Origin of the sequence: Cupriavidus sp. OTU4054, from assembly GCF_038440175.1 — a bacterium.
Taxonomy (GTDB): domain Bacteria; phylum Pseudomonadota; class Gammaproteobacteria; order Burkholderiales; family Burkholderiaceae; genus Cupriavidus; species Cupriavidus pauculus_D.
The window spans coordinates 179,047-202,464 of sequence record NZ_JASATF010000002.1 but is presented as its reverse complement, the minus strand read 5'-3'; the positions used below and the strand labels follow the sequence as shown (position 1 = coordinate 202,464).

21 protein-coding genes are annotated in these 23,418 nt (G+C 65.3%); 15 read left to right on the top strand and 6 right to left on the bottom strand.

Annotated features, from left to right (window positions below; all coding sequences use genetic code 11):
- Positions 1-31 precede the first annotated feature (31 nt).
- The 6 genes from AAHB16_RS03770 to AAHB16_RS03745 all read left to right on the top strand — a co-directional run bounded on the left by AAHB16_RS03770 (position 32) and on the right by AAHB16_RS03745 (position 8,656).
- Positions 32-2,707, top strand: a complete 2,676-nt coding sequence (locus tag AAHB16_RS03770; RefSeq protein WP_342050135.1) for a bifunctional acetate--CoA ligase family protein/GNAT family N-acetyltransferase — start codon at positions 32-34, stop codon at positions 2,705-2,707.
- Positions 2,704-3,450, top strand: coding sequence for an acetoacetyl-CoA reductase (phbB, locus tag AAHB16_RS03765; protein ID WP_115952078.1), 747 nt, complete (start codon positions 2,704-2,706; stop codon positions 3,448-3,450). Before AAHB16_RS03770 ends, phbB begins: the two co-directional genes overlap by 4 nt.
- Positions 3,447-5,198, top strand: coding sequence for a PHA/PHB synthase family protein (locus tag AAHB16_RS03760; protein ID WP_342050134.1), 1,752 nt, complete (start codon positions 3,447-3,449; stop codon positions 5,196-5,198). Before phbB ends, AAHB16_RS03760 begins: the two co-directional genes overlap by 4 nt.
- Before the next feature lie 14 nt (positions 5,199-5,212).
- Complete coding sequence (locus AAHB16_RS03755; protein ID WP_342050133.1) at positions 5,213-6,286, top strand: NAD(P)-dependent alcohol dehydrogenase; 1,074 nt, start codon at positions 5,213-5,215, stop codon at positions 6,284-6,286.
- A 118-nt stretch (positions 6,287-6,404) separates the two neighbouring features.
- Positions 6,405-7,241, top strand: a complete 837-nt coding sequence (locus AAHB16_RS03750) for a universal stress protein (protein ID WP_150374454.1) — start codon at positions 6,405-6,407, stop codon at positions 7,239-7,241.
- 29 nt (positions 7,242-7,270) lie between these two features.
- Positions 7,271-8,656 (top strand): MBL fold metallo-hydrolase, encoded by a 1,386-nt coding sequence (locus tag AAHB16_RS03745; RefSeq protein WP_342050261.1) that lies wholly within the window; start codon positions 7,271-7,273, stop codon positions 8,654-8,656.
- A gap of 15 nt (positions 8,657-8,671) precedes the next feature.
- On the opposite strand, the gene mgtA is transcribed toward AAHB16_RS03745, so the two are convergent.
- Entirely contained in the window at positions 8,672-11,347 is a 2,676-nt protein-coding gene (gene mgtA, locus AAHB16_RS03740) for a magnesium-translocating P-type ATPase (protein ID WP_342050132.1), read from the bottom strand.
- A gap of 190 nt (positions 11,348-11,537) precedes the next feature.
- On the opposite strand from mgtA, the gene AAHB16_RS03735 reads away from it, so the two are divergent.
- From AAHB16_RS03735 to AAHB16_RS03715, 5 genes are all read left to right on the top strand, one after another.
- Positions 11,538-12,053, top strand: coding sequence for a hypothetical protein (locus AAHB16_RS03735; protein ID WP_342050131.1), 516 nt, complete (start codon positions 11,538-11,540; stop codon positions 12,051-12,053).
- Positions 12,054-12,184: 131 nt separating this feature from the next.
- Positions 12,185-12,499: a glutathione S-transferase C-terminal domain-containing protein gene (locus AAHB16_RS03730; protein WP_342050130.1), complete on the top strand. Its 315-nt coding sequence runs from the start codon at positions 12,185-12,187 to the stop codon at positions 12,497-12,499.
- A 65-nt stretch (positions 12,500-12,564) separates the two neighbouring features.
- Complete coding sequence (locus AAHB16_RS03725) at positions 12,565-13,353, top strand: HAD-IIB family hydrolase (RefSeq protein ID WP_342050129.1); 789 nt, start codon at positions 12,565-12,567, stop codon at positions 13,351-13,353.
- Positions 13,319-13,954 (top strand): GNAT family N-acetyltransferase, encoded by a 636-nt coding sequence (locus AAHB16_RS03720; RefSeq protein ID WP_342050128.1) that lies wholly within the window; start codon positions 13,319-13,321, stop codon positions 13,952-13,954. The genes AAHB16_RS03725 and AAHB16_RS03720 overlap by 35 nt, the downstream gene beginning before the upstream one ends.
- 127 nt (positions 13,955-14,081) lie before the next feature.
- The gene (locus AAHB16_RS03715) at positions 14,082-14,639 is read left to right on the top strand and encodes a hypothetical protein (protein WP_150374447.1); all 558 of its coding nucleotides are present in this window, start codon (positions 14,082-14,084) and stop codon (positions 14,637-14,639) included.
- Between the two features lie 149 nt (positions 14,640-14,788).
- Here the strand turns inward: AAHB16_RS03715 and AAHB16_RS03710 are convergent, their stop codons facing one another.
- Positions 14,789-15,064: a type II toxin-antitoxin system RelE/ParE family toxin gene (locus AAHB16_RS03710; RefSeq protein ID WP_342050127.1), complete on the bottom strand. Its 276-nt coding sequence runs from the start codon at positions 15,062-15,064 to the stop codon at positions 14,789-14,791.
- A 238-nt stretch (positions 15,065-15,302) separates the two neighbouring features.
- Between AAHB16_RS03710 and AAHB16_RS03705 the strand changes: the two genes are divergently transcribed.
- From AAHB16_RS03705 to AAHB16_RS03695, 3 genes are all read left to right on the top strand, one after another.
- The gene (locus AAHB16_RS03705) at positions 15,303-15,998 is read left to right on the top strand and encodes an IclR family transcriptional regulator (protein WP_223851706.1); all 696 of its coding nucleotides are present in this window, start codon (positions 15,303-15,305) and stop codon (positions 15,996-15,998) included.
- A 122-nt stretch (positions 15,999-16,120) separates the two neighbouring features.
- Complete coding sequence (locus AAHB16_RS03700; RefSeq protein ID WP_150377276.1) at positions 16,121-17,335, top strand: alpha-hydroxy acid oxidase; 1,215 nt, start codon at positions 16,121-16,123, stop codon at positions 17,333-17,335.
- Between the two features lie 30 nt (positions 17,336-17,365).
- Positions 17,366-18,238, top strand: coding sequence for an amidohydrolase family protein (locus tag AAHB16_RS03695; RefSeq protein WP_342050126.1), 873 nt, complete (start codon positions 17,366-17,368; stop codon positions 18,236-18,238).
- A 21-nt stretch (positions 18,239-18,259) separates the two neighbouring features.
- Here AAHB16_RS03695 and AAHB16_RS03690 read toward each other — a convergent pair whose 3' ends face one another.
- Both AAHB16_RS03690 and AAHB16_RS03685 read right to left on the bottom strand, forming a co-directional pair.
- Positions 18,260-19,231: a tripartite tricarboxylate transporter substrate binding protein gene (locus AAHB16_RS03690; protein WP_191002352.1), complete on the bottom strand. Its 972-nt coding sequence runs from the start codon at positions 19,229-19,231 to the stop codon at positions 18,260-18,262.
- Positions 19,232-19,305: 74 nt separating this feature from the next.
- The gene (locus AAHB16_RS03685; RefSeq protein WP_342050260.1) at positions 19,306-20,265 is read right to left on the bottom strand and encodes a Bug family tripartite tricarboxylate transporter substrate binding protein; all 960 of its coding nucleotides are present in this window, start codon (positions 20,263-20,265) and stop codon (positions 19,306-19,308) included.
- Positions 20,266-20,350: 85 nt separating this feature from the next.
- Here AAHB16_RS03685 and AAHB16_RS03680 point away from each other — a divergent pair, with 85 nt between their 5' ends.
- Positions 20,351-21,637 (top strand): lactonase family protein, encoded by a 1,287-nt coding sequence (locus AAHB16_RS03680; RefSeq protein WP_342050125.1) that lies wholly within the window; start codon positions 20,351-20,353, stop codon positions 21,635-21,637.
- Here AAHB16_RS03680 and AAHB16_RS03675 read toward each other — a convergent pair.
- Together AAHB16_RS03675 and AAHB16_RS03670 are read right to left on the bottom strand one after the other, a co-directional pair.
- Positions 21,612-22,361: an IclR family transcriptional regulator gene (locus tag AAHB16_RS03675; protein ID WP_342050124.1), complete on the bottom strand. Its 750-nt coding sequence runs from the start codon at positions 22,359-22,361 to the stop codon at positions 21,612-21,614. The genes AAHB16_RS03680 and AAHB16_RS03675 overlap by 26 nt on opposite strands.
- 22 nt (positions 22,362-22,383) lie before the next feature.
- Entirely contained in the window at positions 22,384-23,418 is a 1,035-nt protein-coding gene (locus AAHB16_RS03670; RefSeq protein ID WP_342050123.1) for an amidohydrolase family protein, read from the bottom strand.

Here is a 23,418-nt window from a genome sequence, read left to right as displayed (position 1 = left end):
TGGCATACCCCGCACCCTCCCGAGTTCGCTCATGACGATCCGCAACCTCGACCATCTCTTCCAGCCGGCCTCCATCGCCGTCATTGGCGCAAGCGACCGCCCGGGCCGCGTGGGGACGACGGTGTGGAACAACCTGCGGCATGGCGGCTTTGCGGGAGCGCTCCATGCCGTCAACCCGCGCCTCGATCGTCTCGACGGCATGCCCTGTCATGCGCGCGTCGGGCAACTTCCGGCCTGTCCGGATCTGGCCATCATCTGCACACCGCCTTCGACCGTTCCACGACTCATCGCCGAGCTGCGGGAACGCGGATGCAAGGCGGCGGCCGTGTTGACAGCCGGACTCGATGCGGCGAACCGGCAGGCCATGCTGGACGCGGCCAAACCGGGCCTGCTGCGCGTCCTCGGCCCCAATTGCCTGGGCCTCATGGTGCCGCGCCTCCACATGAATGCCAGCTTTGCCCATACGGAGGCTTTGCCGGGAAGACTGGCATTCGTGTCGCAGTCAGGCGCGTTGTTTACTGCCGTCGTCGACTGGGCCAACGCGCAGGGCATCGGCTTTTCGCATGTCGTCTCGCTCGGGGAGAGCGCCGATGTGGACGTGGGCGACGTCATCGACTACCTCGCCGCCGCCCCCGACACATCGGCGATCCTGCTGTACATCGAGGCGGTGCGTGCCGGCCGCAAGTTCATGTCGGCGGCTCGCGCCGCCGCCCGCAACAAGCCCGTGATCGTGATCAAGGCCGGACGCACCGAGGCGTCGGCCCATGCGGCGGCGTCCCATACCGGCGCGCTGGCCGCCACGGATGACGTCTATGACGCGGTGTTCCAGCGGGCCGGCATGCTGCGGGTCGAGAGCACGGAGGCACTGTTCGATGCCGTGGAGACCCTGGCGCGCGCGCGGCAGCCAGCCGGAGAAAGACTGGCGATCGTGACCAATGGGGGTGGCCCGGGCGTCATGGCCACCGACGCGCTCGTACGCGCGGGCGGGCAACTCGCGTTGCTTGGCGCCGACACCGTGGCGCGGCTGGATGCCGTGCTGCCGGCGACGTGGCCACGCGCCAATCCCATCGATATCATCGGCGACGCGCCGGTCCAGCGTTACGCGGATACGTTACGTATCCTGCAGGACGCCGCGGAGGTCGATGCCGTCCTGATGCTGCATGCACCGACGGCAATCGTGGCCAGCGACGCCATCGCACGCGCCGTCGTGGACAGTGCGGCGGGGCGTCTTCCAGTCCTGACTTCCTGGCTCGGCGCGGACGCCGTACGCGAGGCGCGCCGCATGTGCCGCGACGCCGGTGTGCCGGAATACGGCACGCCCGAGCAGGCCGTGCGTGGGTTTCTTCAAGTCGTCACGCAGGCACGACATCGCCAGCTTCTGATGCAGACGCCACCCGCCGCGCCTGAACTCGCACCCGATCGGGTCGCCGCCAGGGGATGGATTGCCGACGCGGTGGCGGCGGGACACCGGCAACTGCCGGCCGACATCGCGGCGCGCGTGCTCGAGGCCTACGGGATCCCCGTGGCCACGACGCGAAGCGCGCGCGACGAGCGCGAAGCGGCGGTGGTGGCGGAGGCGATCGGCTTTCCTGTGGCGTTGAAGATTGCATCGCCCGATATCTCGCACAAGTCGGATGTGGGCGGGGTGGCGCTTGGGCTACGGTCGGCCGAGCAGATACGGGAGGCGGCGCTGGCGATGCGTGCGACCGTGGCGCGGCTGGCACCGGCCGCGCGCGTCGATGGCTTCACCGTTCAGCGCATGGCGCACGGCACCCACGCCTTCGAGCTGATCGTGGGCATCGCGTCGGATCCGGTGTTCGGACCGGTCGTGCTCTTCGGACATGGCGGCACGGCGGTCGAACGGATCGCGGATCGCGCCGTCGCGCTGCCGCCGCTCAATCGGCTGCTGGCAGCCGACCTCGTTTCGCGTACCCGGATCGCACGCTTGTTGCCGGGCTACCGCGACGTCCCGGGCATCGATAGCGCCGCGCTCGAAGACGTGCTGATGGCCGTCTCGCGCATGGCGTGCGAGCTGGATGGCATCGCCGAGCTCGACATCAACCCGCTCGTGGCAAGCGCGGAGGGGGTCATGGCACTCGATGCCCGTATCGTGATCCGGCATGCGGGAGGCGATCCGACCGCGCGGCTCGCGATCCTGCCATATCCGGCACATCTGGCACGCGACCTGACGTGGCACGGAGAAACCCTGCGGCTGCGGCCCGTGCGACCGGACGACGAGCGTGCGTATCGCACCTTCCTCGAAGCGCTCAGTCCCGCGGACATGCACGCGCGGTACTTCTGCATGTTGCGCCATCCTGTGCACAGCCAGCTCGCGCGGATGACCCAGATCGATTACGCGCGCGAGATGTGCTTCGTGATCGAGCGCCCCGCGCGCGGAGGCAGGCCCGCCGAACTGCTGGGCGAGTGCCGCGCGATGGCCGATCCGGACAACGAGCGCGCGGAGTTCGCGGTGTGCGTGCGCACCGATTGCAAGGGCCAGGGTCTAGGCAGGCTCCTGCTGACCGCGATGATTGCCTATAGCCGGGCGCACGGTACGGGCACCCTCTACGGCATGACCTCTCGCGCGAACGAGCCGATGCTGGGGCTGGCTCGCTCTCTTGGCTTCGAGACCGCACCCGATGCGGACGTGACCCGTCTGCTGCGCCGGCTGCGGCCGGCAAACAGCCCAGAAGGAGGTACCGCATGAATCCGGAACGTATTGCCCTGGTGACCGGCGGCATGGGCGGACTGGGCGAAGCGATTGCCACGCGTCTCCACGACGATGGCCTGCGTGTGGTCGTCACGCATTCCATCGCCAACGACCACGTGGCCACCTGGCTCGCCGCGCATCGTGAGGGCGGCCGCGCGTTCGCCGCGGTGGCTGTGGATGTGGCCGATTTCGCGTCGTGCCAGGAGTGCGTGGCACGCGTCGTGGCCGAGATCGGACCGGTCTCGGTCCTGATCAACAATGCAGGGCTTACCCGCGACGCCCAGCTGCGAAAGATGCGGCAGGAAGACTGGGCCACCGTGCTCCGCACCGACCTCGATTCGGTGTTCAACATGACACGGCCGCTGTGCGAAAGCATGGCAAGCCTTGGATGGGGACGCATCGTCAATATCTCGTCCGTCAATGCGTCCCGCGGCGCCTTCGGGCAGGCCAACTATGCCGCCGCGAAGGCCGGCATGCATGGATTCACCAAGGCGCTGGCGCTGGAGATGGCATCGCACGGCGTCACGGTCAACACCGTATCGCCGGGCTATCTGGACACCAGCATGGTACGGGCGGTTCCGGCGGACATCCTCGAGAAGAAAATTCTTCCGCAGATACCGGTCGGCCGGCTCGGCAAGCCGTCGGAAGTGGCGGCCCTGATCTCCTACCTCTGTTCCGACGATGGCGCATTCGTGACCGGCGCGAACCTGGCCATCAACGGTGGGCAGCACATGCAATGAAACGCGAACCACTCCCCGCCGTGTCTCTTCCCGCCACCTGTCAGGCGCCCGTGCTCCCCGACGCCTACGCGCGCTGGGACCAGGACATACGGGCCGCGCTCGCGGCGACGACGGGCGGCATCTCCATCGCCTCGCTGGCATTGGCCTGGGCCGACTGGGCGTTGCACCTGATCGTCTCTCCGGGCCGACAGGGGAAGGTGGCAGGGCAATGGTGCGCGGGTACGCTTGACGACTGGGCGCAGCCGCCATTCGCTGAGCGCAAAGCCATCGCGGGCGATCCCCGTTTTGCGGGACCGGCATGGCAACAGTGGCCATGGTGCGTCTGGCGGGACGCGTTCCTCCGCCAGGAGACGTTCTGGCAGGCGTTGACGTCCGAACTCGACGGCGTATCGCCTCATCATCAGCGGCTGGCGTCCTTCTGCGCGCGCCAGTGGCTGGACCTGGCCTCGCCGAGTAACCTTTGGTGGCTAAACCCAGCCGTGTTGGCGGCCACCGCGAATACGTTCGGCGGCAACTTCGTGCAGGGTGCAAGTCACTGGCTCGAAGACGTCGAGGATGCCGTCGCGCAGGTGTGCCACCTTCCCGCACAGCGCCGCAATCCGGATTTCGTGGTGGGCAGGAATGTCGCCATCACGCCGGGCAAGGTGATCTTCCGTAACGACCGCATGGAGCTGATCCAGTACGCGCCGACGACCGCAAGCGTGGCGACGGAGCCGCTGCTGATCGTCCCGTCGTGGATCATGAAGTACTACATCCTCGACCTGCAACCCGCCGACTCGCTCGTACGGCATGCGGTGGCCCGCGGCAACACGGTATTCATGGTGTCGTGGAAGAACCCCGGGGACGAAGCCCGCGATGTGGGCTTGCACGACTATCTGCGCGACGGCTTGCTGGAAGCGCTGCGGGTCGTGCGCCAGCAATGCGGCGACGCGCGCGTGCAGGCGGCCGGGTATTGCCTCGGCGGCACGCTGCTCGCCATCGCGGCCGCATGGCTGGCGCGGGAGCATCGCGACGACCTGTCCGGCGTGACCCTGTTCGCCACGGGCACCGACTTCGAAGTGCCGGGGGAACTGGGCCTTTTCATCGACGACAGCGCCTTCGCGACGATCGATGCGCTCATGCGCAGGCAGGGCTATCTGGACGGTCCCCAGATGACGACGGCATTCCAGATGCTGCACGCGCGCGACCTGGTGTGGTCGCGCATGCTGGGGGAATACCTGCTAGGCAACCGCGCGAGGCCCAACGACCTGATCGCGTGGAATCGCGACACCACGCGGCTGCCGCACCGGTTGCACGCCGACACGCTCCGTTCGCTCTTCCTCCGCAACGATCTGGCCGAGGGCCGGTATTGCGTCGGGGGCGAGCCCATCGCGCTGGCCGACATCGCCGCGCCGCTCTTCATGGTGGGTACCGAGCACGATCACGTCACGCCATGGCGTTCGGCCTACAAGCTTCATCTGCTCACGCGCGGCGAACTCACCTTTGTACTGACCTCCGGCGGCCACAACGCCGGCATCGTGTCGGAGCCCGGGCACCCGCGCCGCAGGTATCGCGTGGCCACGCGTGTACCCGGCGCACGTTATCGCGATCCCGACCGGTATCTCGCCGAAGCCACGCTGCATGAAGGCTCGTGGTGGCCGTGCTGGTTCGACTGGCTGGCCGGGCACGCGAGCGGGCAGCGGGAGGCGCGAGCGTTGCCCGCGGACGCGCTGGCCGACGCACCGGGAACCTACGTGCTGGAACCCTGAAGGAGCAAACGATCATGACATCCATGGCAGCAGCAGTGTTCGTCGGACCCGGCAAGATCGAACTGCGGGAGAAGACGGTACCCGAGGTAGGTCCCAACGATGCGCTGCTGCGCATCACGACCACGACGATCTGCGGGACCGACGTCCATATCCTCAAGGGCGAGTACCCCGTGCCACCGGGATTGACGGTAGGCCACGAGCCCGTGGGCGTGATCGCACAGCTCGGCAGCAGCGTCACTGGCTATGAAGAAGGGCAACGTGCGATTGCCGGGGCGATCTGCCCGGGCTTTCACTCCTACGCCTGCCAGGATGGCTGGCCGGCGCAGGACGGGGAGGGCGTCGCGCACGGCTACAAGGCCGCGGGAGGCTGGCGGTTCGGCAACACCATCGACGGTGCCCAGGCAGAGTATCTGCTCGTGCCGGATGCCCAGGCCAACCTCTCTCCGGTGCCGGATGGGCTCACCGACGAGCAGGTGTTGATGTGCCCGGACATCATGTCGACGGGCTTTGCCGGCGCCGAACATGCCGATATCCGCCTGGGAGACGTCGTTGCGGTGTTCGCACAGGGCCCGATCGGACTGTGCGCGACCGCGGGAGCCAGGCTGCGTGGCGCCGCGGTCGTCATTGCCGTGGACGGCATCGAAGGCCGGCTCGCCGTCGCCCGCCAGCTCGGTGCGGATATCACGCTCGACTACCGCCAGGTGGACGTGGTCTCCGAGATCATGCGCCTGACGGGCGGCCGGGGCGTCGACGCGGCAATCGAGGCCCTGGGCACGCAAGGCACCTTCGAGGCGGCATTGCGCGTGCTCCGGCCCGGCGGGACGCTGTCGAGCCTCGGCGTCTATGCCGAGGATCTGCGCATTCCGCTGGGGGCATTTGCCGCGGGGCTCGGCGACCATCGCATCGTCACGTCCTTGTGCCCCGGCGGCAAGGCGCGCATGCGGCGGCTGATGGCCATGATCGAAAGCGGCCGCGTGGATCTGGGCGCGTTGGTCACCCATCGTTTCCCGCTCGCGCGGATCGAAGACGCTTACGAGTTGTTATCGCATCAGCGCGACGGGGTGTTGAAGGTGGCGATCTCGCCTTGAGCGCTTGCTCGGCTTGACCCACGTCAAAGTCCACCCTTATGCGACTCCTAGACTGAATCGTGCGAGGCGCGCGCCTGTTGGCGGCCTCTGACGATCGAATGGGAAACAGGAGTCCGAGATGCTTGGCTATTCCAGCGTATTCGTTCACGTCGGCGCCGAGGCGCGGGTCAAGTCGCGCATCGCGCTGGCCGCGCGCATTGCCTTCGCGCAGCAATGCCGCATGACCGGCCTCTGCGTCACCTATGCCCCGCAGCCCTGGTTCTATCGCATGCATCATGCGGCCGAGTGCCTGCAGGAGGATCGCGAACGCCGGCACCATACTCATGAAACCCTGCGGCGTCGCTTCGAGTCCGCGATCTGGGAGCACGGCATGACGGCGGAGTGGCGTGTGGCGGAAGGCGAACCGGTGGCGAGCACCCTGAGAGAGGTGAGGGAGGCAGGCCTTGTCGTGCTTGGCCAGACCGACGAATCCAACGACGACGGTTATATCGCGCCCCAGTATCTGGAATCGATCGTGCTCGAGTCCGGTCGTCCCACGCTGGTCATTCCGTATGCAGGGGACTTTCCCACGCTGGGAACACGTGTGCTGATCGCATGGGATGGCGGCCGGGAAAGCGCCCGCGCGCTGCACGATGCCTTGCCGCTACTGGCGGGCAGTCGTGTCCATCTGTTGCACGCCAATGCGGCGATGCGCAGCCTGCGTGCGGATGCGACACCGGCGGCGAACGCACTGCGGCTGCTGCGGGACGTCGGTGCCGAGGTGGAGATGGAGTACATGGCGGAGGCCAACGATCTGCTTATCGGGGAGCTGATTCTGTCGCGGGCGGCGGATATCGGGGCCGATCTCATCGTCATGGGCGCCTATGGCCACAGCCGTCTGCGCGAGATCACGCTCGGCGGAGTGACGCGCACCATCCTGGCATCGATGACGGTGCCGGTACTGCTGGCACATTGACCGGCCCACCTCTCAGGCATGCACACGCGATGAAACTGACATTTCTGGGTGCGACGGGCACCGTAACGGGTTCGAAGTATCTGGTGGAGGCGGGCAGGTGCCGAATTCTGGTCGATTGTGGGCTGTTTCAGGGGTTCAAGCAGCTCCGCTTGCGCAACTGGGCGCCATTGCCGGTGGATCCGGCGAGCCTGCATGCGGTCGTGCTGACGCACGCGCACATCGACCATAGCGGCTATCTGCCGCTGCTTGTCCGCAACGGTTTTCGTGGCAGCGTGTACTGCACGCTGGGGACCGCGCAGCTCTGCGAGATCCTGTTGCCCGACGCCGCCGCGCTGGCGGAGGAAGATGCCAGCTACGCCAATCGCAAAGGGTTCTCGCGGCACCACCCGGCCATTCCCCTGTACTCGGGCACGGATGCCGCCCGCGCGCTGCGGCGCCTGGAGGTGGTGCCGTATGCGAAACGCTGGACCGTCGCCCCAGGAATGGAGGCCGAGTTTCATCGCGCCGGGCATATCATCGGCGCGTCGACGGTCACGTTGCATTTCGACGGCGTCCGGCTCGTGTTCTCGGGCGACCTTGGCCGCCAGTCGGATCCCGTCATGCGAGCGCCAGAGCCGGTGAGCGCGGCAGACTGGCTGCTCGTGGAGTCGACGTACGGGGATCGGCTTCATCCTGCCGAGGATCCCATCGAAACCCTGGGCGATATCGTGAATCGGACCATTGGGCGCGGCGGCACGCTGGTGGTCCCCACCTTCGCAGTGGGCCGCGCGCAGTCGCTCTTGTATTGCCTCTACCGCCTGAAGCAGGCGGGGAAACTGCCGGATGTGCCGATTTTCCTCAACAGCCCGATGGCGATCGCCGCGACCCGGATCTTTTCGCTGCACCCGGAAGAACTGCGCATCGATCGCGAAGCCTGCGCGGCCGCCTGCGATATGGCCGAACCCGTGCAGCGCGCCGAGGATTCCGTTCGGCTCAATGGCGACACCCGCCCGAAGATCATCCTGGCCGGAAGCGGGATGCTCACGGGGGGACGCGTCGTGCATCACCTCGAGAGCTTCGGCCAGGACCCTTCCAACACGATCCTTCTGTGCGGGTTTCAGGCGGGCGGCACACGTGGCGCGACGCTGGGATCCGGCGGGCGCCTGGTCAGGCTGCACGGCAAGGACATTCCGATCCGCGCGGAAGTGGCACGCCTCGACACGCTATCGGCGCATGCCGATGCGGCCGACCTGCTAGCCTGGCTGAAGGGTTTCCATCAGCCGCCGCGGCAGACCTTCATCGTGCACGGCGAGCCGCAGGCCAGCGATGCACTGCGACTGCGCATCGAGCGCGAACTTGGATGGGCGGTGACCATGCCCGAGTATCGCGAGACCTACAGGCTTCGGGAGTCGGCACCTGAGGGGCCGAAGCGGTGACGATCCTGAAACTGCTCAGGCCCGTTCCTTGATCTGCCGCAACGCGCTGGCCGGTCCGGTCCGAGCGTCTAGCCTCGGCTCGGCGTACAGCGCCCCACGGGCCAGGAAGGCACCGCTCAGATACACGGCCAGCAGCAGCGGAAGGTATAACCAGAACGCCGACGGCGGGGGCACCAGCCTCAGGGCGGGCGCAAACGGAGAGAACGGCAGCCACAGCGCGAGTGTGACGATCGCTATCGTGGCAGCGACGAGTGCCGCGCTGGGGCGGCTCTGGACGAACGGAATCCTTCGTGTACGAATGACGTAGATAACAAGCATCTGAGACAGTATCGACTCCACGAACCACGACGAATGGAACGCTGCCTCGGACGCCATCGAGCGAAGGTCCAGCACGAAATAGAGCAGCAGGAAGGTCAGGAAGTCGACGGCGGAACTCAGCGGTCCCATGATCGCGATATAGCGCCACAGCACCCGCGTATCCCAGGAGCTTGGCTGTGCCAGCGCATCGTCATCGACGCGATCGGTGGGAATGGCAGTCTGCGAGATATCGTAGAGCAGGTTGCAGGTCAGCAGCTGAATCGGTGCCATCGGCAGAAACGGCAGCCAGAGACTGGCACCCAGCACGCTGAACACATTGCCGAAGTTGGAGCTGGACGCCATCCGGATGTATTTGAGCAGATTGGCAAACACTCGCCGCCCCTCGACGATGCCGTCATGCAGCACCAGCAGGCTCTTCTCCAGCAGGATGATGGTGGCCGCCTCCTTTGCGATATCGGTGCCGGTATCCACCGAGATACCGACGTCCGCGGCACGCAACGCGGGGCTGTCGTTGATGCCGTCGCCGAGCACGCCCACCACATGCCCGCGGGAACGCAGCGCGCGGACCAGCATGGCCTTGTGTTCCGGGGTCAGCTTGGCAAATACCGTGAACCGTTCGGCGAGGTCGGCGACGGCGGTCTCCTCCAGACCGTCCAGCTGCCGCCCCGTCACGATCTCGAGGGAATCGATGCCGACAAGCCCGCAGACATGCCGTGCGATGTCCGGGCTGTCTCCCGTCAGGACCTTGATGCCGATGCCGCGTCCCCTGATGGCACGCAATGCCGCCGCTGCCGTTTCTTTCGGCGGATCGATGAAGGCGACAAAGCCCGCCAGGGTCAGGCCGCTTTCGTCCGCCACGGCATAGGCGCGAGCGTCCGTTTTTGCCACGCTGCGGAACGCGACAGCCAGCAGCCTGAACCCCGCGCGGTTGAGCCGGGCGGCGAGCGCCTTGGCCTCGTCCATGACCGGCGCCGTTAGCGGCACGACGGCGCCCGCCCGTTCGCAAGTCGTGCAAACCGACAGAATTTCCTCCACGGCGCCTTTGCAGACCAGCAGCTGTTCGGTGTCGGATTCGACGATGACGGACATGCGCCGGCGTGCGAAGTCGAAGGGTACCTCGTCAATCGGCCGATAGCGCTGGTCGAGCCCCATGCTGGTCACGACGGCCGGATCGTGCAGCAACACGGCCTTGTCCAGCAGGTTGCGCAGGCCGGTCTGGAAACGGCTGTTCAGATAGGTGAGGGCAAAGACGTGATCGGATTCGGTCTCGTCGATATCGATGTGGCGATGGAGAATGACGCAGTCCTGTGTCAACGTACCGGTCTTGTCCGTGCACAGGACATCCATGGCCCCGAGGTTCTGGATCGCGCTCAGCTGCTTGACGATCACTTTCCGGCGCGCCATCGCCAGGGCGCCCTTGGATAGGGTGACAGTCGTCAGCATCGGCAGCATCTCGGGCGTCAGGCCGACCGCAACGGCCAGCGAGAACAACAGCGCCTCGAACATATCGCCTTTGGTCAGGTAGTTGATGGCGAATACCAGTGGCGTCATCGCGCATATGAGCGCGAGCATCAGGTTCGCCACGTGCCGGATGCCCGTGTCGAAGGCGCTTGGCGCAGCCGTCTGGGACGCGAGGTGGGAGATATTGCCGAACACCGTGCGCACACCGGTGGAGACGATCACCGCAGTACCGGTGCCGCTCACGACCGTGGTGCCCATCAGGGCGACATTTGGCAGGTCGCCCGGCGTGAGCGCCGTTGCCTCGGGTGCGTCCAATGTGTCCCGCGCCCATTTTTCGACCGGCACCGACTCGCCCGTCATTGCGGATTGATTCAGAAACAGGTCCTTGGCCGCAAGCAGACGCAGATCGCCTGGAACGATGTCACCGGCCCCGATGTGCACGATGTCGCCGGGCACCAGCTGCGCGATCTGGATCTCCGCCAGGGTCGATTCGGCATCGGACGTTGCACGCCGCTGCACAGTCGCTGTGGTGTGGACGAGCGCACGCAGAGCCTTGGCGGCCGTCACCGAACGTTGTTCCTGCCAGGTGGCAATGCCCACGCTCAACAGAACCATCGCGGCAGTGATGGCGGCCGAGTTGACCTCGCCGATGGCCAGCGATACGGAAGAGAGCACGAGCAGCATCACGCTGAGCGGGCTGGACAACCTTTTCAGGAGCTCGATGGTCAGTCGGGGGCGCTCGTCGGGCAGTACCTCGTTCGGGCCCACCTCCTTCAAACGCTGACGGGCGTCGGCGTCCGTCAACCCGATACGTGAGCTCCCGAGCGCCGAGAGTAACGCGGACGGCGGCAGCGTGGCGGCCGATAGCAATGTCGTGGACGTGGCCGGCGGATTGCCGGAATGCCGCGACATATGGGGAAAGCAGTTCCGACTCGCGGGATCAGGCCTCATGTGGAGATAACCGTGCCGTCCCGCCATAAGCGGTGCATGGGTAATCGATGACGACTGAAGCCTAGTGCAGCCACGCACGTCGAGCTTGACATGCGTCAACACTCCCGACGTCGGGCCGACTATCGTGAACCGTATCAACCAGGAGACTGCCATGAGCGAAACACAAGTTCCCGCCGACTATGGCGCAACGATGCAGCGCGTGGCGCTTGCGGAAGCGTGCCGGGCGTACATTGCGGTACAGGATGCAAGGCACACCATCCTGAAGGCCCACATGAAGGCGGTGGAGGACGAGGTACGTAGCGCCAAACGGCTGCTACAGCGCATCGAAGCATCGAGCGAGCCTGCGACCTTGCAGGCGTCCGTCGCGCAACTGCTCACGGACCGGATGGAGCATCAGGCGGCATTGTCGCGCGAGTATGCCAAGGCGTTCGCCGACGTATGGTCGGCGTGGCTCACGCAGTGCCAGGCGCTCAACGTCTCATGGCCGGCATCGGCGCGTCCGGGCGCGGCATCGACGGATCCCGCCGGCATGAACGGACTTTCGGCCGCATGGGGAAGCTTCTACGACCAGCTTGGAAAGATGTCGTCGGCGCTGGCGGGATCGATGCCGGCCGCGGCGCAGCCGAACGGAAGGCGGGGCCCGCCGGATGCAGGGGAGGGCAGGTGAAGTTGCCACGAGCATTCCATGCTTGTCATGCCTGACAGGCATGCCCGCCAGCTTACAAAGTCTGTTTCCAGTGCGCTCAAAACTTCTAGATTAGTACCCTCATTCTCATTAGTGAACAGAGAGCGGGCGCGATGAATCACCGGGAAGACGCTGCGCGTCAACGGTGGCTCAAGGGGCGAGCGATTTCCGGTCTCCACGAGTACGAACAGATTCCCGACCTCATCGACCGCAGCAAGCAACGGGTCGCGAATTTCTACGACGACCTGGAAGCCCAGCTAGGACGCTCGGCCTACGTCGCGGGCGATCGGTTCTCCGCGGCGGATATCACAGCTCTTGCTACCGTCGACTTTGCGACGAAGGCGTTTTCCATGCCGATTCCGGAGGGGCGCTCCGCAGTGAAGCGCTGGTACGCGGTGGTTTCATCGCGATCCAGCGCGACGGCGTAGGCCGCCAGAGACGGCTTCCTGATTGTCGTTCATAATTTGCCGCTGTCCTTTGCCAACCCGTCACCATGCGATCGCTATCCGAGGCAGCAGCGAATGAATTCTCGAAAGTCCGGTTCGTCCTTACGGACATGGACGAGACGTTGACCTATCAAGGCCGCTTGCCTGCCGAGACGTACACTGCGCTGGCACGGCTGCAAGCCGGCGGCATTCGCGTGATACCGGTCACCGCGGCGCCCGCCGGCTGGTGCGACCAGATGGCCCGCATGTGGCCCGTCGACGGCGTCATAGCCGAAAACGGCGGACTGTTCCTGCGTCGGAGTTCAGACGGGCACAGCGTCGAACGGCATTACTGGCATTCGCCCGACAGACTGGAGCAGGTCCGCGAACAGTTGAGGTCCATCGCCCGCGGCGTCGAAGAATCGGTGCCGGAGGCACAAGAGGCGGATGATCAAGTGTTCCGGCTGACGAGTCTCGCCTATCGCCGCACAGGAACCGACCTCGATGGACGCATCGTCGATGCTCTCACACGGGCAGGAGCGACCGCGACGGTGAATAACCTCTGGGTCCTTGGCTGGGTTGGCGACTACGACAAGTTGACCATGTCGTTACGGGTGCTCGCCAAGACGTATGGCGTGGACACGGAAGCGGCCAGCGAGTCGGTTGCCTATTCCGGCGACTCCACCAACGACGCACCAATGTTCGCGTTCTTCAAGCATACGGCGGGCGTGAGCACGGTGATCGATTACCTTCCTCAATTGCCAGTTCCTCCTCGTTGGGTCACGCACGGACCAGGGGGCGCAGGCTTTGTGGAATTCGCGGATGCGATTCTCCAGTCAGGATCGAGCCACGCATGAAGACAGTTCAAGATCGAATCAAGAGAAGATGATTCCTGCGTACACAGATCGGCTTGTCATTCGCCGCCCCAGCCAGGAGGATCTGCACGCTTTCCTGGCCTATCGGAACGCCCACGAGAACATGCGCCTGCAGCCGATCGAGCGTATGCCGCACGCCGAGGCGCAGGCGTTTCTGGCGAAGCAGGCCGAGCTGACCTCTGATGCCGACAACTGCTGGCTTATGTTCGCGATAGAACTGAGAGAGCGCAGGGGCATGATCGGAGAGGTCGGCATGTATATCGAAGCCGACCACAGGCAGACCGGTGATATCGGATGGTCGCTCAATCGGGATTTCTGGGGTCAGGGTTATGCGACCGAAGCAGCAAGATGGCTAATCGACTACGCTTTCGGAGCACGTCGGTTGCATCGCCTGACCTCGAACGCCAGCACGCAGAATATGGAATCCATCCGCTTGATGGAACGCTTGGGCATGCGTCGCGAAGGGACGACGCGAGAAAGCATGCTCGTACACGGTGTGTGGCATGACGAGCATCGGTACGCGATGCTCAACAGTGAATGGCAAACAATCAATTCACTGGAGTTTGCCCAATCGAATCGATAAACCTCTGTCCGTCTCCGCAGAGAGGCTTGGTCTATCAGCCGTGTGAAACGCTACGGTGTCGCCTGGCCGCTGTAACTTCCAGAGTGGGCGTATCAAGCAAACCGAGACGTACCGATACTGTATTGACATGACGAATATGGACGATTTGTTCCCTTTGCCTGCAGTACTCATTGAGTACTTGCTTTCACCGGCGCTTGATCGAACAGACAGCCACATAACTTCACTGTGCCGCCGACTTAGCTATGTTGGGGAAGTCATGGATCGAATAAAAGCGGGCCCTGACGACGGGCAAGTTTTATATGATCTATTGAGCAGCGTTGAGAACGATCTTTTCGTCATTCTCGGGTCAGGGCTTTCAAGCAGTCGAAGCGAAGACTCCACCTACATCATGCACGTCTCATGGCCTGCGGATTGTAGCGTGGCTTCGATGTACGAAGCTCTCCCAAAGACCGTAGTTGCGGCACTTACGCGAGGTGTCGGAAAGCTCGGTATGCGTGATACGGAGGCTACCGAGTGGGTCAGCCAATGGTGCTTGGCGTTGAAGAAAATTCTTCAGATGCTCATTGACGCAGACGCACTTGAGCACGCAATGGCCGCTCTGCTAGCTGTCGATCTTCTCCTGACCAACCTTGTTTCCTTCATCACCGCGATGCACCTCAATCCGTTTCTCGATCGACAAGGCTAGTAGGCGGATTTGTCGTGCAGTTGCAATGCGTGGAGATCCGTTCAGAGGGCTGACCGGAAGCAACCGCGCGCCGACGAGGCGATCTGCCGCAGCGCGACCCCGGCTGGCACCGAGAACGACGGGTGCCGCTGAGAGCCGAACTCAACGACTCATACGTGCAAGAGGATTCTTTGCAACACACTCGTCAGATCACGGCGCCGGTCCACGATCAGTTGCACGTAGGTAGTGTCGTCCCGGACCTCATAGATGATTCGATTCTTCCCGCTCTGTACTTCGCGAAATCTTTCCGCGGTCAGGGTGCTCAATTCATCGACTACCGGACCGCATTCAGGAAACTCGCGGAAGCGTTGGATAGACGCCTGAATCTGAGCATACGACTCTTCCCAGATCGCCATACCGAACGCATCCATGACATACCGACGCACACGCTTGTCAACCGCAGGGCCGCCTTCGGGTCGGCGCTACATAGCGGCGTCGCGGCCGTCGCAAAACGACCCGCGCTGATACCGTGTTACGCTGTGCGTAACGCTTGAGGTCAATCGCCCCGAAATGCCAGCCGCTTCGAAAAAACAGGTTTCGCAACAAGACAGCAATGCAGCGCTCGCTGTATTGCTGACGCCTGCCAAACCGTTACCGTCGGAGGATCGCTCCCAGGTTCATGCGGTGACGCGTGCGCTGTCGGTGCTTACGGCGTTCACGGGCGCGGAGATCTATCTCAGTCTGGCCGAGCTCGCGCGTCGCACCGGCATGCACAAGCCCACCGTGCTGAGGCTGGCGCGGACGCTCGTGACGTCGCGCTTTCTGGTCAGGCGCGACGATGGTGCCTGGCGCCTTGGGCCTGCGGCGGGGTTGATTGGGTCGAACTATCAGGCGCAGTTCGACCTGAACTTCGCGATCGAACCGATCCTGCGGCGCCTGTCTCAGACCACGCGCGAGAGTGCGTCGTTCTACGTGTATGAAGGCGATCTGCGCAGCTGTCTGATGCGTTGCGACGGACCTGCGGCGATCCCCGATCATGTCCGTTCCGGAGAAGTGCTCACGCTGCACCGCGGCGCACCGGGACGCGTCATTCTCGCGGCGCTCGGCGAGCCCGGCACCCTCTATGAAAGAATTCGCCGCAACGGCTATCACCTGACGCGAGGGGAGCGCGCGGCCGGTGTCTCCAGCGTGGCGGCGGCTGTCAGGGGCGAGCACGGCGCGGTACTTGGCGCCATCAGTACCTCGGGCCCGATCGAGCGATTGACGGAGGAGCGGCTGAAGGAACTGGCGCCTGCGACCATCGCCGCCGCAAAGGAACTTGGCGTCAGTCTCGGCGCCATGCCGGCCACCGCGTTGCGTGCCACGTGGCATCCGACCTGATGTGGGTGTTACGCACAGCGTAACGCATTGCGCAGAGACCGGTCGCTTCGTAAAGTCGCCGCAAAGCCAGAGGCTACGGCAATTTTCGCCGGGCACGAGCAATGCGAGACACCATGACGACAATGCCCCAGGCACCGGCCCGCCAGCAGGTCGGCCCTGCCCCTAACGCCCGCAAGCACCTGCCGCGCCGCCTGCGCAACGTGCTGTGTCTCGACGACTTCGAGGCCGCGGCACAGAGGCATCTGCCGCGCCCGATCTTCGGCTATATCCGGGGCGGCGTTGAAGACAACGTGTCCGTCGCCGAGAATCGCGCGGCGTTCTCGAAATGGATGTTCCGCACGAATGTCCTGGTCAACGTCTCCATGCGCACGCAAGCGACCACGCTGATGGGCCAGTCCTATCAGGCACCTTTCGGTATCGCGCCAATGGGCATCTGCGCACTGTCGGCCTTCGACGGCGATGTGGTCATGGCGCGGGCGGCGGAGGCGGCGGGCATTCCGTACGTCCTCAGCGGCGCATCGCTGACGCGCATGGAAGAGGTTGCGGCGGCCGCACCGACATGCGGCTGGTTCCAGGCCTATATTCCCGGAGAACCCGCTCACATCGAGGCACTGGTCGCGCGCGTGTCCGCGGCGGGCTTCAGGACGCTCGTGCTCACGGTGGATACCGCGACGCTGGCCAACCGGGAAGGTAATGTACGCGTCGGGTTCTCGACGCCGCTCCGTCCGAGCCTGCGGCTCGCCTGGGATGGCATCGTGAGGCCGCACTGGTTGCTTGGCACACTGGCGCGCACGCTGCTGACAAAGGGGATGCCGCATTTCGAGAACGCGGGCGCCAAGCGCGGCGTGCCGATCATCTCGGGCAGCGTGGTGCGGCAGTTCGGTCTGCGCGACCATTTGTCCTGGGATCACCTGGCGCTGATGCGCCGCCTCTGGAAAGGCCGCCTGGTCGTGAAGGGCATTACCGCAGCGGACGACGTCAGGCGCGCCGAGCAGCACGGTGCCGATGGCGTGATTCTGTCGAACCATGGCGGACGCCAGCTCGACGGCACGATCGCGCCCCTTGCGGCATTGCCCGCCGCCGTGGCTGCCAAGGGTGCCATGGCATTGATGCTCGACAGCGGCGTGCGCCGCGGCACCGATGTGATCAAGGCACTGAGCCTCGGCGCCGATCACGTCTTCGTGGGGCGCCCCATGGTCTATGCCGCGGCGATCCAGGGGCAAGCAGGCGTTGCGCATGCGATCCAGCTGCTCAAGGACGAAGTGCACCGCGATATGGCGCTACTCGGCGTCAACCGCCTGGACGAACTCGGTCCGGACCGGCTGGTGCCGCGGTAGCCCGGCATCATGCCAACGAGGACCTACGCCATGGATCACTCCGCAGCGGCCGTGCCGCATTCCCTGGGAACGAACCGGCCATCCCGGCAACTTCCGCCCGATGCATGCGATGCGCACATGCATATCTTCGACCCGCGTTTCGCGCCTTCCGCGCATTGGACCCGCACGCCGCCCGTAGCGCCGGTCGCGGCCTACCGCCAGTTGCAGGCGCGTATCGGCACCTCGCGCGCCGTGGTGGTCACGCCTTCCACCTACGGCACCGACAACGCCTGTACGGTGGATGCACTGCGCCAGCTGGGGGAGCAGGCGCGTGGCGTCGCGGTCGTCGCCGCGGAGGTTGCCGATGACGAACTGGATGCGCTGGCGCGTGAACGCGTGTGCGGTCTGCGGGTCAACTTCCTGACGCCGCAGAGTTGGGGCCGAACGACGCCCGAGATGCTGAACACGCTGGCCGGCAAGGTGCAACGGCTGGGATGGCATATCCAGATCTTTGCCCATGCGGCGCAGATCGTCGAACTTGCGCCGCATCTCGAGCGCCTGCCCGTGCCGCTCGTCATCGATCACCTCGGCAAGATCGAACCCACGACGGGAACGGCGTCCGACGCGTATGCCGTGATCCGGCGCCTGCTCGATGGCGGCAACACCTGGATGAAACTGTCGGGCGCGTATATGTGCTCGGCATCGGGTGCGCCCGGTTATCGGGACACCGTGCCGATCGGCCGCGCGCTTGCCGCGGCGGCGCCGGAGCGTATGGTGTGGGGCAGCGACTGGCCGCATACCACCGGGGCCGGAGATGGCGTCAACGACGCCGATCTCGTGGACCTGCTGCGCGAGTGGTGTGGCTCGGACGCGCTCATGGACCGTGTGCTGACGCGGAATGCCGCGGCGTTGTACGGCTTCTGAGCGCGCGCCGCGCAATCGATGTCACTCGGCAGTGAGTACGCCGGACTTGATCAGTCCGGCATAGGTCGACGTCTGCCGCGCCAGCAGCTTCTCGAAGTCCGCCGGCGTCATGTGAGTGGGCACGCCGCCAATGTCCTCGACGCGCTTGCGCGTGGCGGGGTCCGCGAGCACGGCGTCGTTGGTCTGCACGAGCTTGTCGACGACTGCCTGCGGCAGCCCGCGCGGGCCCATCACGGCCGTGAAGGGGGCGATATCGACTTCCGGCTGCTTCGCTTCGGCCATGGTCGGGACGTCGGGGAGCAGCGGCACGCGTTGCGGGAACACCACTGCCAGCGCGCGGAGCTTGCCGCCCTTGATCAGTTGCAGCGCAGAGGGCAGGTCCGTCGCGACGGCATCGAGTTGCTGGCCCAGCAGATCCTGCACCGCCGGGCCGGCGCCCTTGTATCCCGCGATGACGAATTTCGTGCCCAGGGCTTTCTGCATCTGCAGGATGTTCACATGGCCGGCCGTGCCATTGCCCGGATGACCGATCCGCGCGCCGCCTTGCGCTTTTGCGGTCTTCGCAAAATCCTCGTAGGTCTTGACCGGCGACGCGGCGTTGACGACGAGTACGCCCGGCACGAGCGAGAGTAGCGCGACCGGACGCATGTCCTTGAGGCTATAGTTCGCGGCCTTGCCCGCGAGCTGCCAGCTCGCCACGATGGGCCCGGTCGTCCCGACGAGAAGGGTGTATCCGTCCGCGTCCGAACGCACCATGGCGGCGGCGCCGATCATGCCACCCGCACCGCCGCGGTTGTCGATCACGAACGGCTGTCCCAGTCGCTGGCCGTACGCTTCCGCGAAGATACGCGCGGTGCTGTCGGCATTGCCGCCCGGAACGAAGGGCACGATCACCTTGACCGGCCGGGTCGGATAGCCGCCCGTCTGCGCCCAGGCGAGCGTGGGTGCGATGGCGGTGGCGAGGACCGCGGCCAGTGCTGTGCGGCGGGTCATGGCAATACTCATTGTCTAAGTCTCCTGAATGTCGAATCGATGGTGATGGTGTCAGGGGCCGGTGTGCGTATGCATCAGTCGGCCTTGATCGCGCCCTTGCGGATCACCTCGGCCCATTTGGCGTCTTCCTTCGCGAGGTACTCCGCAAACTCCGCCGGCGAGGAGCCCACGGGGCGCGCGCCCACATCGCCGAAGCGTCGCTGTACCTCCGGGTCCCGCAACGCATCGACCAATGCCTGATGCAGCTTGTCCGCGATCGCGGCGGGCGTGCCGCGCGGCACGAACATCCCGTTCCACTCGTAGACTTCAAAGCCGGGAATGACCGTCTCCGCCACCGTGGGCACATCGGGCATGCGCGGCGAGCGCTGCGGTGAAGAGATCGCGAGCGCGCGCAGCTTGCCGCTGGTCACGAGCGGCTGCGAGGCGGCCACCGTGCTGAACATGAAGTCCACCTGACCCGCCATCACGTCGGTGATGGCCGGGCCGCCGCTCTTGTACGGCACATGCACCATGTCCAGCCCAAGCCGCTGCCGGAACAGTTCCGCGGCCAGGCGTTGCACCGTACCGCTACCGCCCGAGGCGAAGTTGATCGTGCCCGGCTTGGCCTTGGCCTTGTCGATCAGGCCCTGCACGGTCTTGACCGGCGAATCGGCCCGGACGATCAGGATGTTCGGGGCGAGCGAGACCAGTGCCAGCGGCTGCAGCGAACCGGGCGCATAGGGCATGCGCGCGAACAGCTGAGGATTGATCGAATACGGCGTGGCGTCGTACAGCACCGTGTAGCCATCGGGATCGGCCTTGGCGACGAATCCCGCGCCAATCGTGCCGCTGGCGCCTGCGCGGTTGTCCACGATCACGCTGGTGCCGAGCTTTGCGCCCATCTTGTTGGCCACCACGCGCGAGAGCGCGTCGGCCGCGCCGCCGGGAGCGTAGGGGACGACGATGGTGATGGGCCGCTCCGGCCACGCGGCGTGCGTCGCGCAGCTCCACGCGATGGCGCATGCCGCGAGCGCCGTGCGAACGAGGGCTTCGATAGGCTTGGTCAACGTGTCTCCTGTCTTTTCTAGTTATGTCGGTGGGTCCGATCCGGCATTGAAACGCCGACCGGCGTGGCTCGCAATGCGTTACGCGGTGCGTAACGGTCGCTGGCGTTATGTTGTGCGTAATGGCTTGGCATGCGGCAAGCGGTCGTGGATCATCGGCGTCAGTCTCATTCAGCAAACGGAGCGAACCGTGGTGCAGCAGTTTTTCTTGTCGCTTGGCAACAGGTTGTGCCGGCTGGATCTGGCGCCCGATGGTGCAATGCGGGAAGTCGACAGCCTCGACATGCCCTGCAATATCCAGTACGCGTGCGCCGATGCGGCGCGCGGTCTGCTCTACGTGGTCTGCAGCAACGGCGGCGTGGCGAGTCGCGGCGATACGCACTGGCTGATGACGGTTGCCGTGCGCGATGCCGCCATGCGCCTGGTGGGAGAGTCCGTCGCGTTGCGCTATCGACCCATTCACGTCGCGCTCGATCGGGCCGGGCATCAGCTGCTTGTCGCATACAACCTCCCGGCGGCTGTCACGGTGCATGCGCTCGACGACGCCGGTAGGGTCAGCGAATTTGTGGCGGCCGCGGAGGGACAGGACCTTGTCGGCTGGTTTCCGCATCAGGTCTTGCCCATGCCCGGCACGGACGCCATGCTGCTGACCTGCCGCGGGGACGACGCCACCGCGGACCGTCCCGAGAATCCGGGCTCGTTGCGCGTGCTCCGCGTTTCTCGTTCGCAGCCTCGGGACGCGACACTCGTGCAGGTGGTGGCACCGCGCGGCGGACTGGGCTTCGGACCGCGCAACTGCGGCTTCCATCCCACCGCGCCGTGGCTATATGCCGTGCTGGAGCGACAGAATGGGCTCGCGTGGTTCCGGCTTCGCCCGGACGGCATCGCGCCGGAACTGCGGGGGACCGTCACGTTGCTGGAACGCCCGGAGTCGCTGGTGCGCCCGCAACTCGGCGGTGCGCTGGCGATGCATCCAAGCGGACGTTTCGCCTATGCCGTGAATCGCTCGCATGCCGTGGTGCCGGACGGCGACCAGTTCGTCTGGGCGGGCGCGGAAAACAGCATCGCGGTCTTCGGTCTGGACATCGAGACCGGCGCGCCGCAGTTGTTGCAGCATGCACCGCTCGCCGGTTTGCATGCGCGCTGCATCGACCTGGCCCACGGCGGTCATTTGCTTGTGGCAGCGATACGCCAGCCCAGCGCGCGCCGCGTCGGGCACGGCATCGAATCCTGTCCGGCCGGATTGAGCGTGTTCCGCGTGGCCGCAGATGGCCGGCTATCGCTGCTGCGCCATCATCCGATCGATGTGGCGGGCCACCAGATCTTCTGGGCGGGCGCTATGCCGGATGCCACGTCGACCTGATCGACGCCGCAGGCATGCCGCTCAGCGAATAACTGAGCTTCGCCGCCGCGCGGACGACGTGTGGCGAGAACTTCTGCAAACGCGCCGTCGTCAGCCGCAGGGCGGGACCGGAAATACTGACGGATCCGAGTACGGTGCCTCTGGCACCCGTCACCGCTGCGGATATGCTGGCGGCGTCCGGACTGCGCTCGCCGCGCGTCACGCAGAACCCGCGCTCGCGAATGTTCTCGTACACCACGCCCGGGCGCCCCAGCGCGGCCAGAATGACCTTGCCGGCCGACCCCCGGTCGAGCGGCAGCAGTTCGCCAAGCCGCACATGACGGCGCAGTCCCTGCGGTCCTTCGCAACGCATGAGGCAGGAGCGAATGTCCTCTTCATAAATGAAGAATGACGCGCTCTCGCCCGACGCTGTCGCGAGCTCCTGCAGCACGGGCTCGATCACGGCATGCGCGTCGAACTGTGCCTGGTAGCGGGAGCCGATCAGTGCCGCGGCTGGGCCGAGGCGCCATGCGCCGTCTTCGCGCTGCACGAGGAACCGCGATGCCGCCAGCGTTCGCGCCAGCCGGAGCGTGGTGGGTTTTGGCATACCCGATCGTTTCGCCAGCACATGCAACGGCACGTACACCTCGTCCCCCCAGAAACATGTCAGCAACGAGAGCGCGCGTGTGACCGCCTGGACGGTGCCCGGTGCCGACGTTTCGGGGGGTCGGTTGCTGCGTTCCATCGCGCCTTCGCTTGCAACGGCCTCAGGCGGAAGCGGCCGGAAATTGCCTGGCCCAGGTGCTCAGGCGCGGATACACGCGAAGCGCGTTGCGAAAATAAATCTGCTCGCGCGCGGCGTCCGGCAGCTCCGCCGCGGCGTCGATATACCGCCGTGTGTCGTCGAAGTTGAATCCCGTTTCGGGATCTACGCCCTGGACCGCACCGAACGCCTCGGAGGCAAACAGAATGTTCTCCGGCGCCACGACCTTCAGCAACAGGTCGATGCCGGGCTGATGGTAGACGCAGGTATCGAAGTAGACGTTGCGCATGAGCTGACTCAACGGTGGCCGCCCCATCTGCTGCGCCAGTCCGCGGTAACGTCCCCAGTGATACGGCACTGCGCCGCCGCCATGCGGAATGATCAGGCGCAGCGTGGGAAAGTCCACGAATACGTCCGACAGCAGAAGCTGCATGAACGCCGCCGTATCGGCATTGAGGTAGTGCGCACCGGTGTGATGGAAGTTCGGATTGCACGAACAACTCACATGAATCATGGCCGGCACGTCGAGCTCGACCATTTTTTCGTACAGCGGGTACCAGTAGCGATCGGTGAGCGGGGGGCCGCTCCAATGCCCGTCCGACGGATCCGGGTTGAGGTTGCAGCCGATGAATCCTAGCGTGCTGACGCATCGCTCGAGCTCCGCGACGCAGGCCTCGAGACCGTGCCCGGGCGATTGCGGCAACTGACAGACGGCGGTGAATTGCCGCGGATACAGCGTTGCCACGCGATGAATCAGATCGTTGCAGGCCTGCGCCCAGTGCAGGCTCGTGGTCGGATTGCCCACATGGTGCGCCATGGCACTCGCCTTGGGCGACAGGATGGTCATATCGACGCCGCGTTCCCGCTGCAGGCGCAGCTGGTTGCGTTCGAGACTGTCGCGAATCTCGTCGTCGCCGATATGAAAATCCGGTGCCAGCGCCGGTGCGCCGGGCTCGAGCAGTCTGGCGGTCTGTCTGGCGCGATAGTTGTCGAGCGCTTTGGGGGCCGTGGTGTAGTGCCCGTGACAATCGATGATCAT

What these genes read in the sequence shown, in the direction of transcription:
- AAHB16_RS03715 (WP_150374447.1), top strand. Translation starts at nt 14,082, where the DNA reads ATGACGAATATGGACGATTTGTTCCCTTTGCCTGCAGTACTCATTGAG.
- AAHB16_RS03670 (WP_342050123.1), bottom strand. Translation starts at nt 23,418, where the DNA reads ATGATCATCGATTGTCACGGGCACTACACCACGGCCCCCAAAGCGCTC.
- phbB (WP_115952078.1), top strand. Translation starts at nt 2,704, where the DNA reads ATGAATCCGGAACGTATTGCCCTGGTGACCGGCGGCATGGGCGGACTG.
- AAHB16_RS03730 (WP_342050130.1), top strand. Translation starts at nt 12,185, where the DNA reads ATGAATCACCGGGAAGACGCTGCGCGTCAACGGTGGCTCAAGGGGCGA.
- AAHB16_RS03755 (WP_342050133.1), top strand. Translation starts at nt 5,213, where the DNA reads ATGACATCCATGGCAGCAGCAGTGTTCGTCGGACCCGGCAAGATCGAA.
- AAHB16_RS03760 (WP_342050134.1), top strand. Translation starts at nt 3,447, where the DNA reads ATGAAACGCGAACCACTCCCCGCCGTGTCTCTTCCCGCCACCTGTCAG.
- AAHB16_RS03720 (WP_342050128.1), top strand. Translation starts at nt 13,319, where the DNA reads ATGCGATTCTCCAGTCAGGATCGAGCCACGCATGAAGACAGTTCAAGA.
- AAHB16_RS03735 (WP_342050131.1), top strand. Translation starts at nt 11,538, where the DNA reads ATGAGCGAAACACAAGTTCCCGCCGACTATGGCGCAACGATGCAGCGC.
- AAHB16_RS03770 (WP_342050135.1), top strand. Translation starts at nt 32, where the DNA reads ATGACGATCCGCAACCTCGACCATCTCTTCCAGCCGGCCTCCATCGCC.
- AAHB16_RS03725 (WP_342050129.1), top strand. Translation starts at nt 12,565, where the DNA reads ATGCGATCGCTATCCGAGGCAGCAGCGAATGAATTCTCGAAAGTCCGG.
- AAHB16_RS03680 (WP_342050125.1), top strand. Translation starts at nt 20,351, where the DNA reads ATGCGTTACGCGGTGCGTAACGGTCGCTGGCGTTATGTTGTGCGTAAT.
- AAHB16_RS03700 (WP_150377276.1), top strand. Translation starts at nt 16,121, where the DNA reads ATGCCCCAGGCACCGGCCCGCCAGCAGGTCGGCCCTGCCCCTAACGCC.
- AAHB16_RS03675 (WP_342050124.1), bottom strand. Translation starts at nt 22,361, where the DNA reads ATGGAACGCAGCAACCGACCCCCCGAAACGTCGGCACCGGGCACCGTC.
- AAHB16_RS03745 (WP_342050261.1), top strand. Translation starts at nt 7,271, where the DNA reads ATGAAACTGACATTTCTGGGTGCGACGGGCACCGTAACGGGTTCGAAG.
- AAHB16_RS03750 (WP_150374454.1), top strand. Translation starts at nt 6,405, where the DNA reads ATGCTTGGCTATTCCAGCGTATTCGTTCACGTCGGCGCCGAGGCGCGG.
- AAHB16_RS03690 (WP_191002352.1), bottom strand. Translation starts at nt 19,231, where the DNA reads ATGACCCGCCGCACAGCACTGGCCGCGGTCCTCGCCACCGCCATCGCA.
- mgtA (WP_342050132.1), bottom strand. Translation starts at nt 11,347, where the DNA reads ATGTCGCGGCATTCCGGCAATCCGCCGGCCACGTCCACGACATTGCTA.
- AAHB16_RS03695 (WP_342050126.1), top strand. Translation starts at nt 17,366, where the DNA reads ATGGATCACTCCGCAGCGGCCGTGCCGCATTCCCTGGGAACGAACCGG.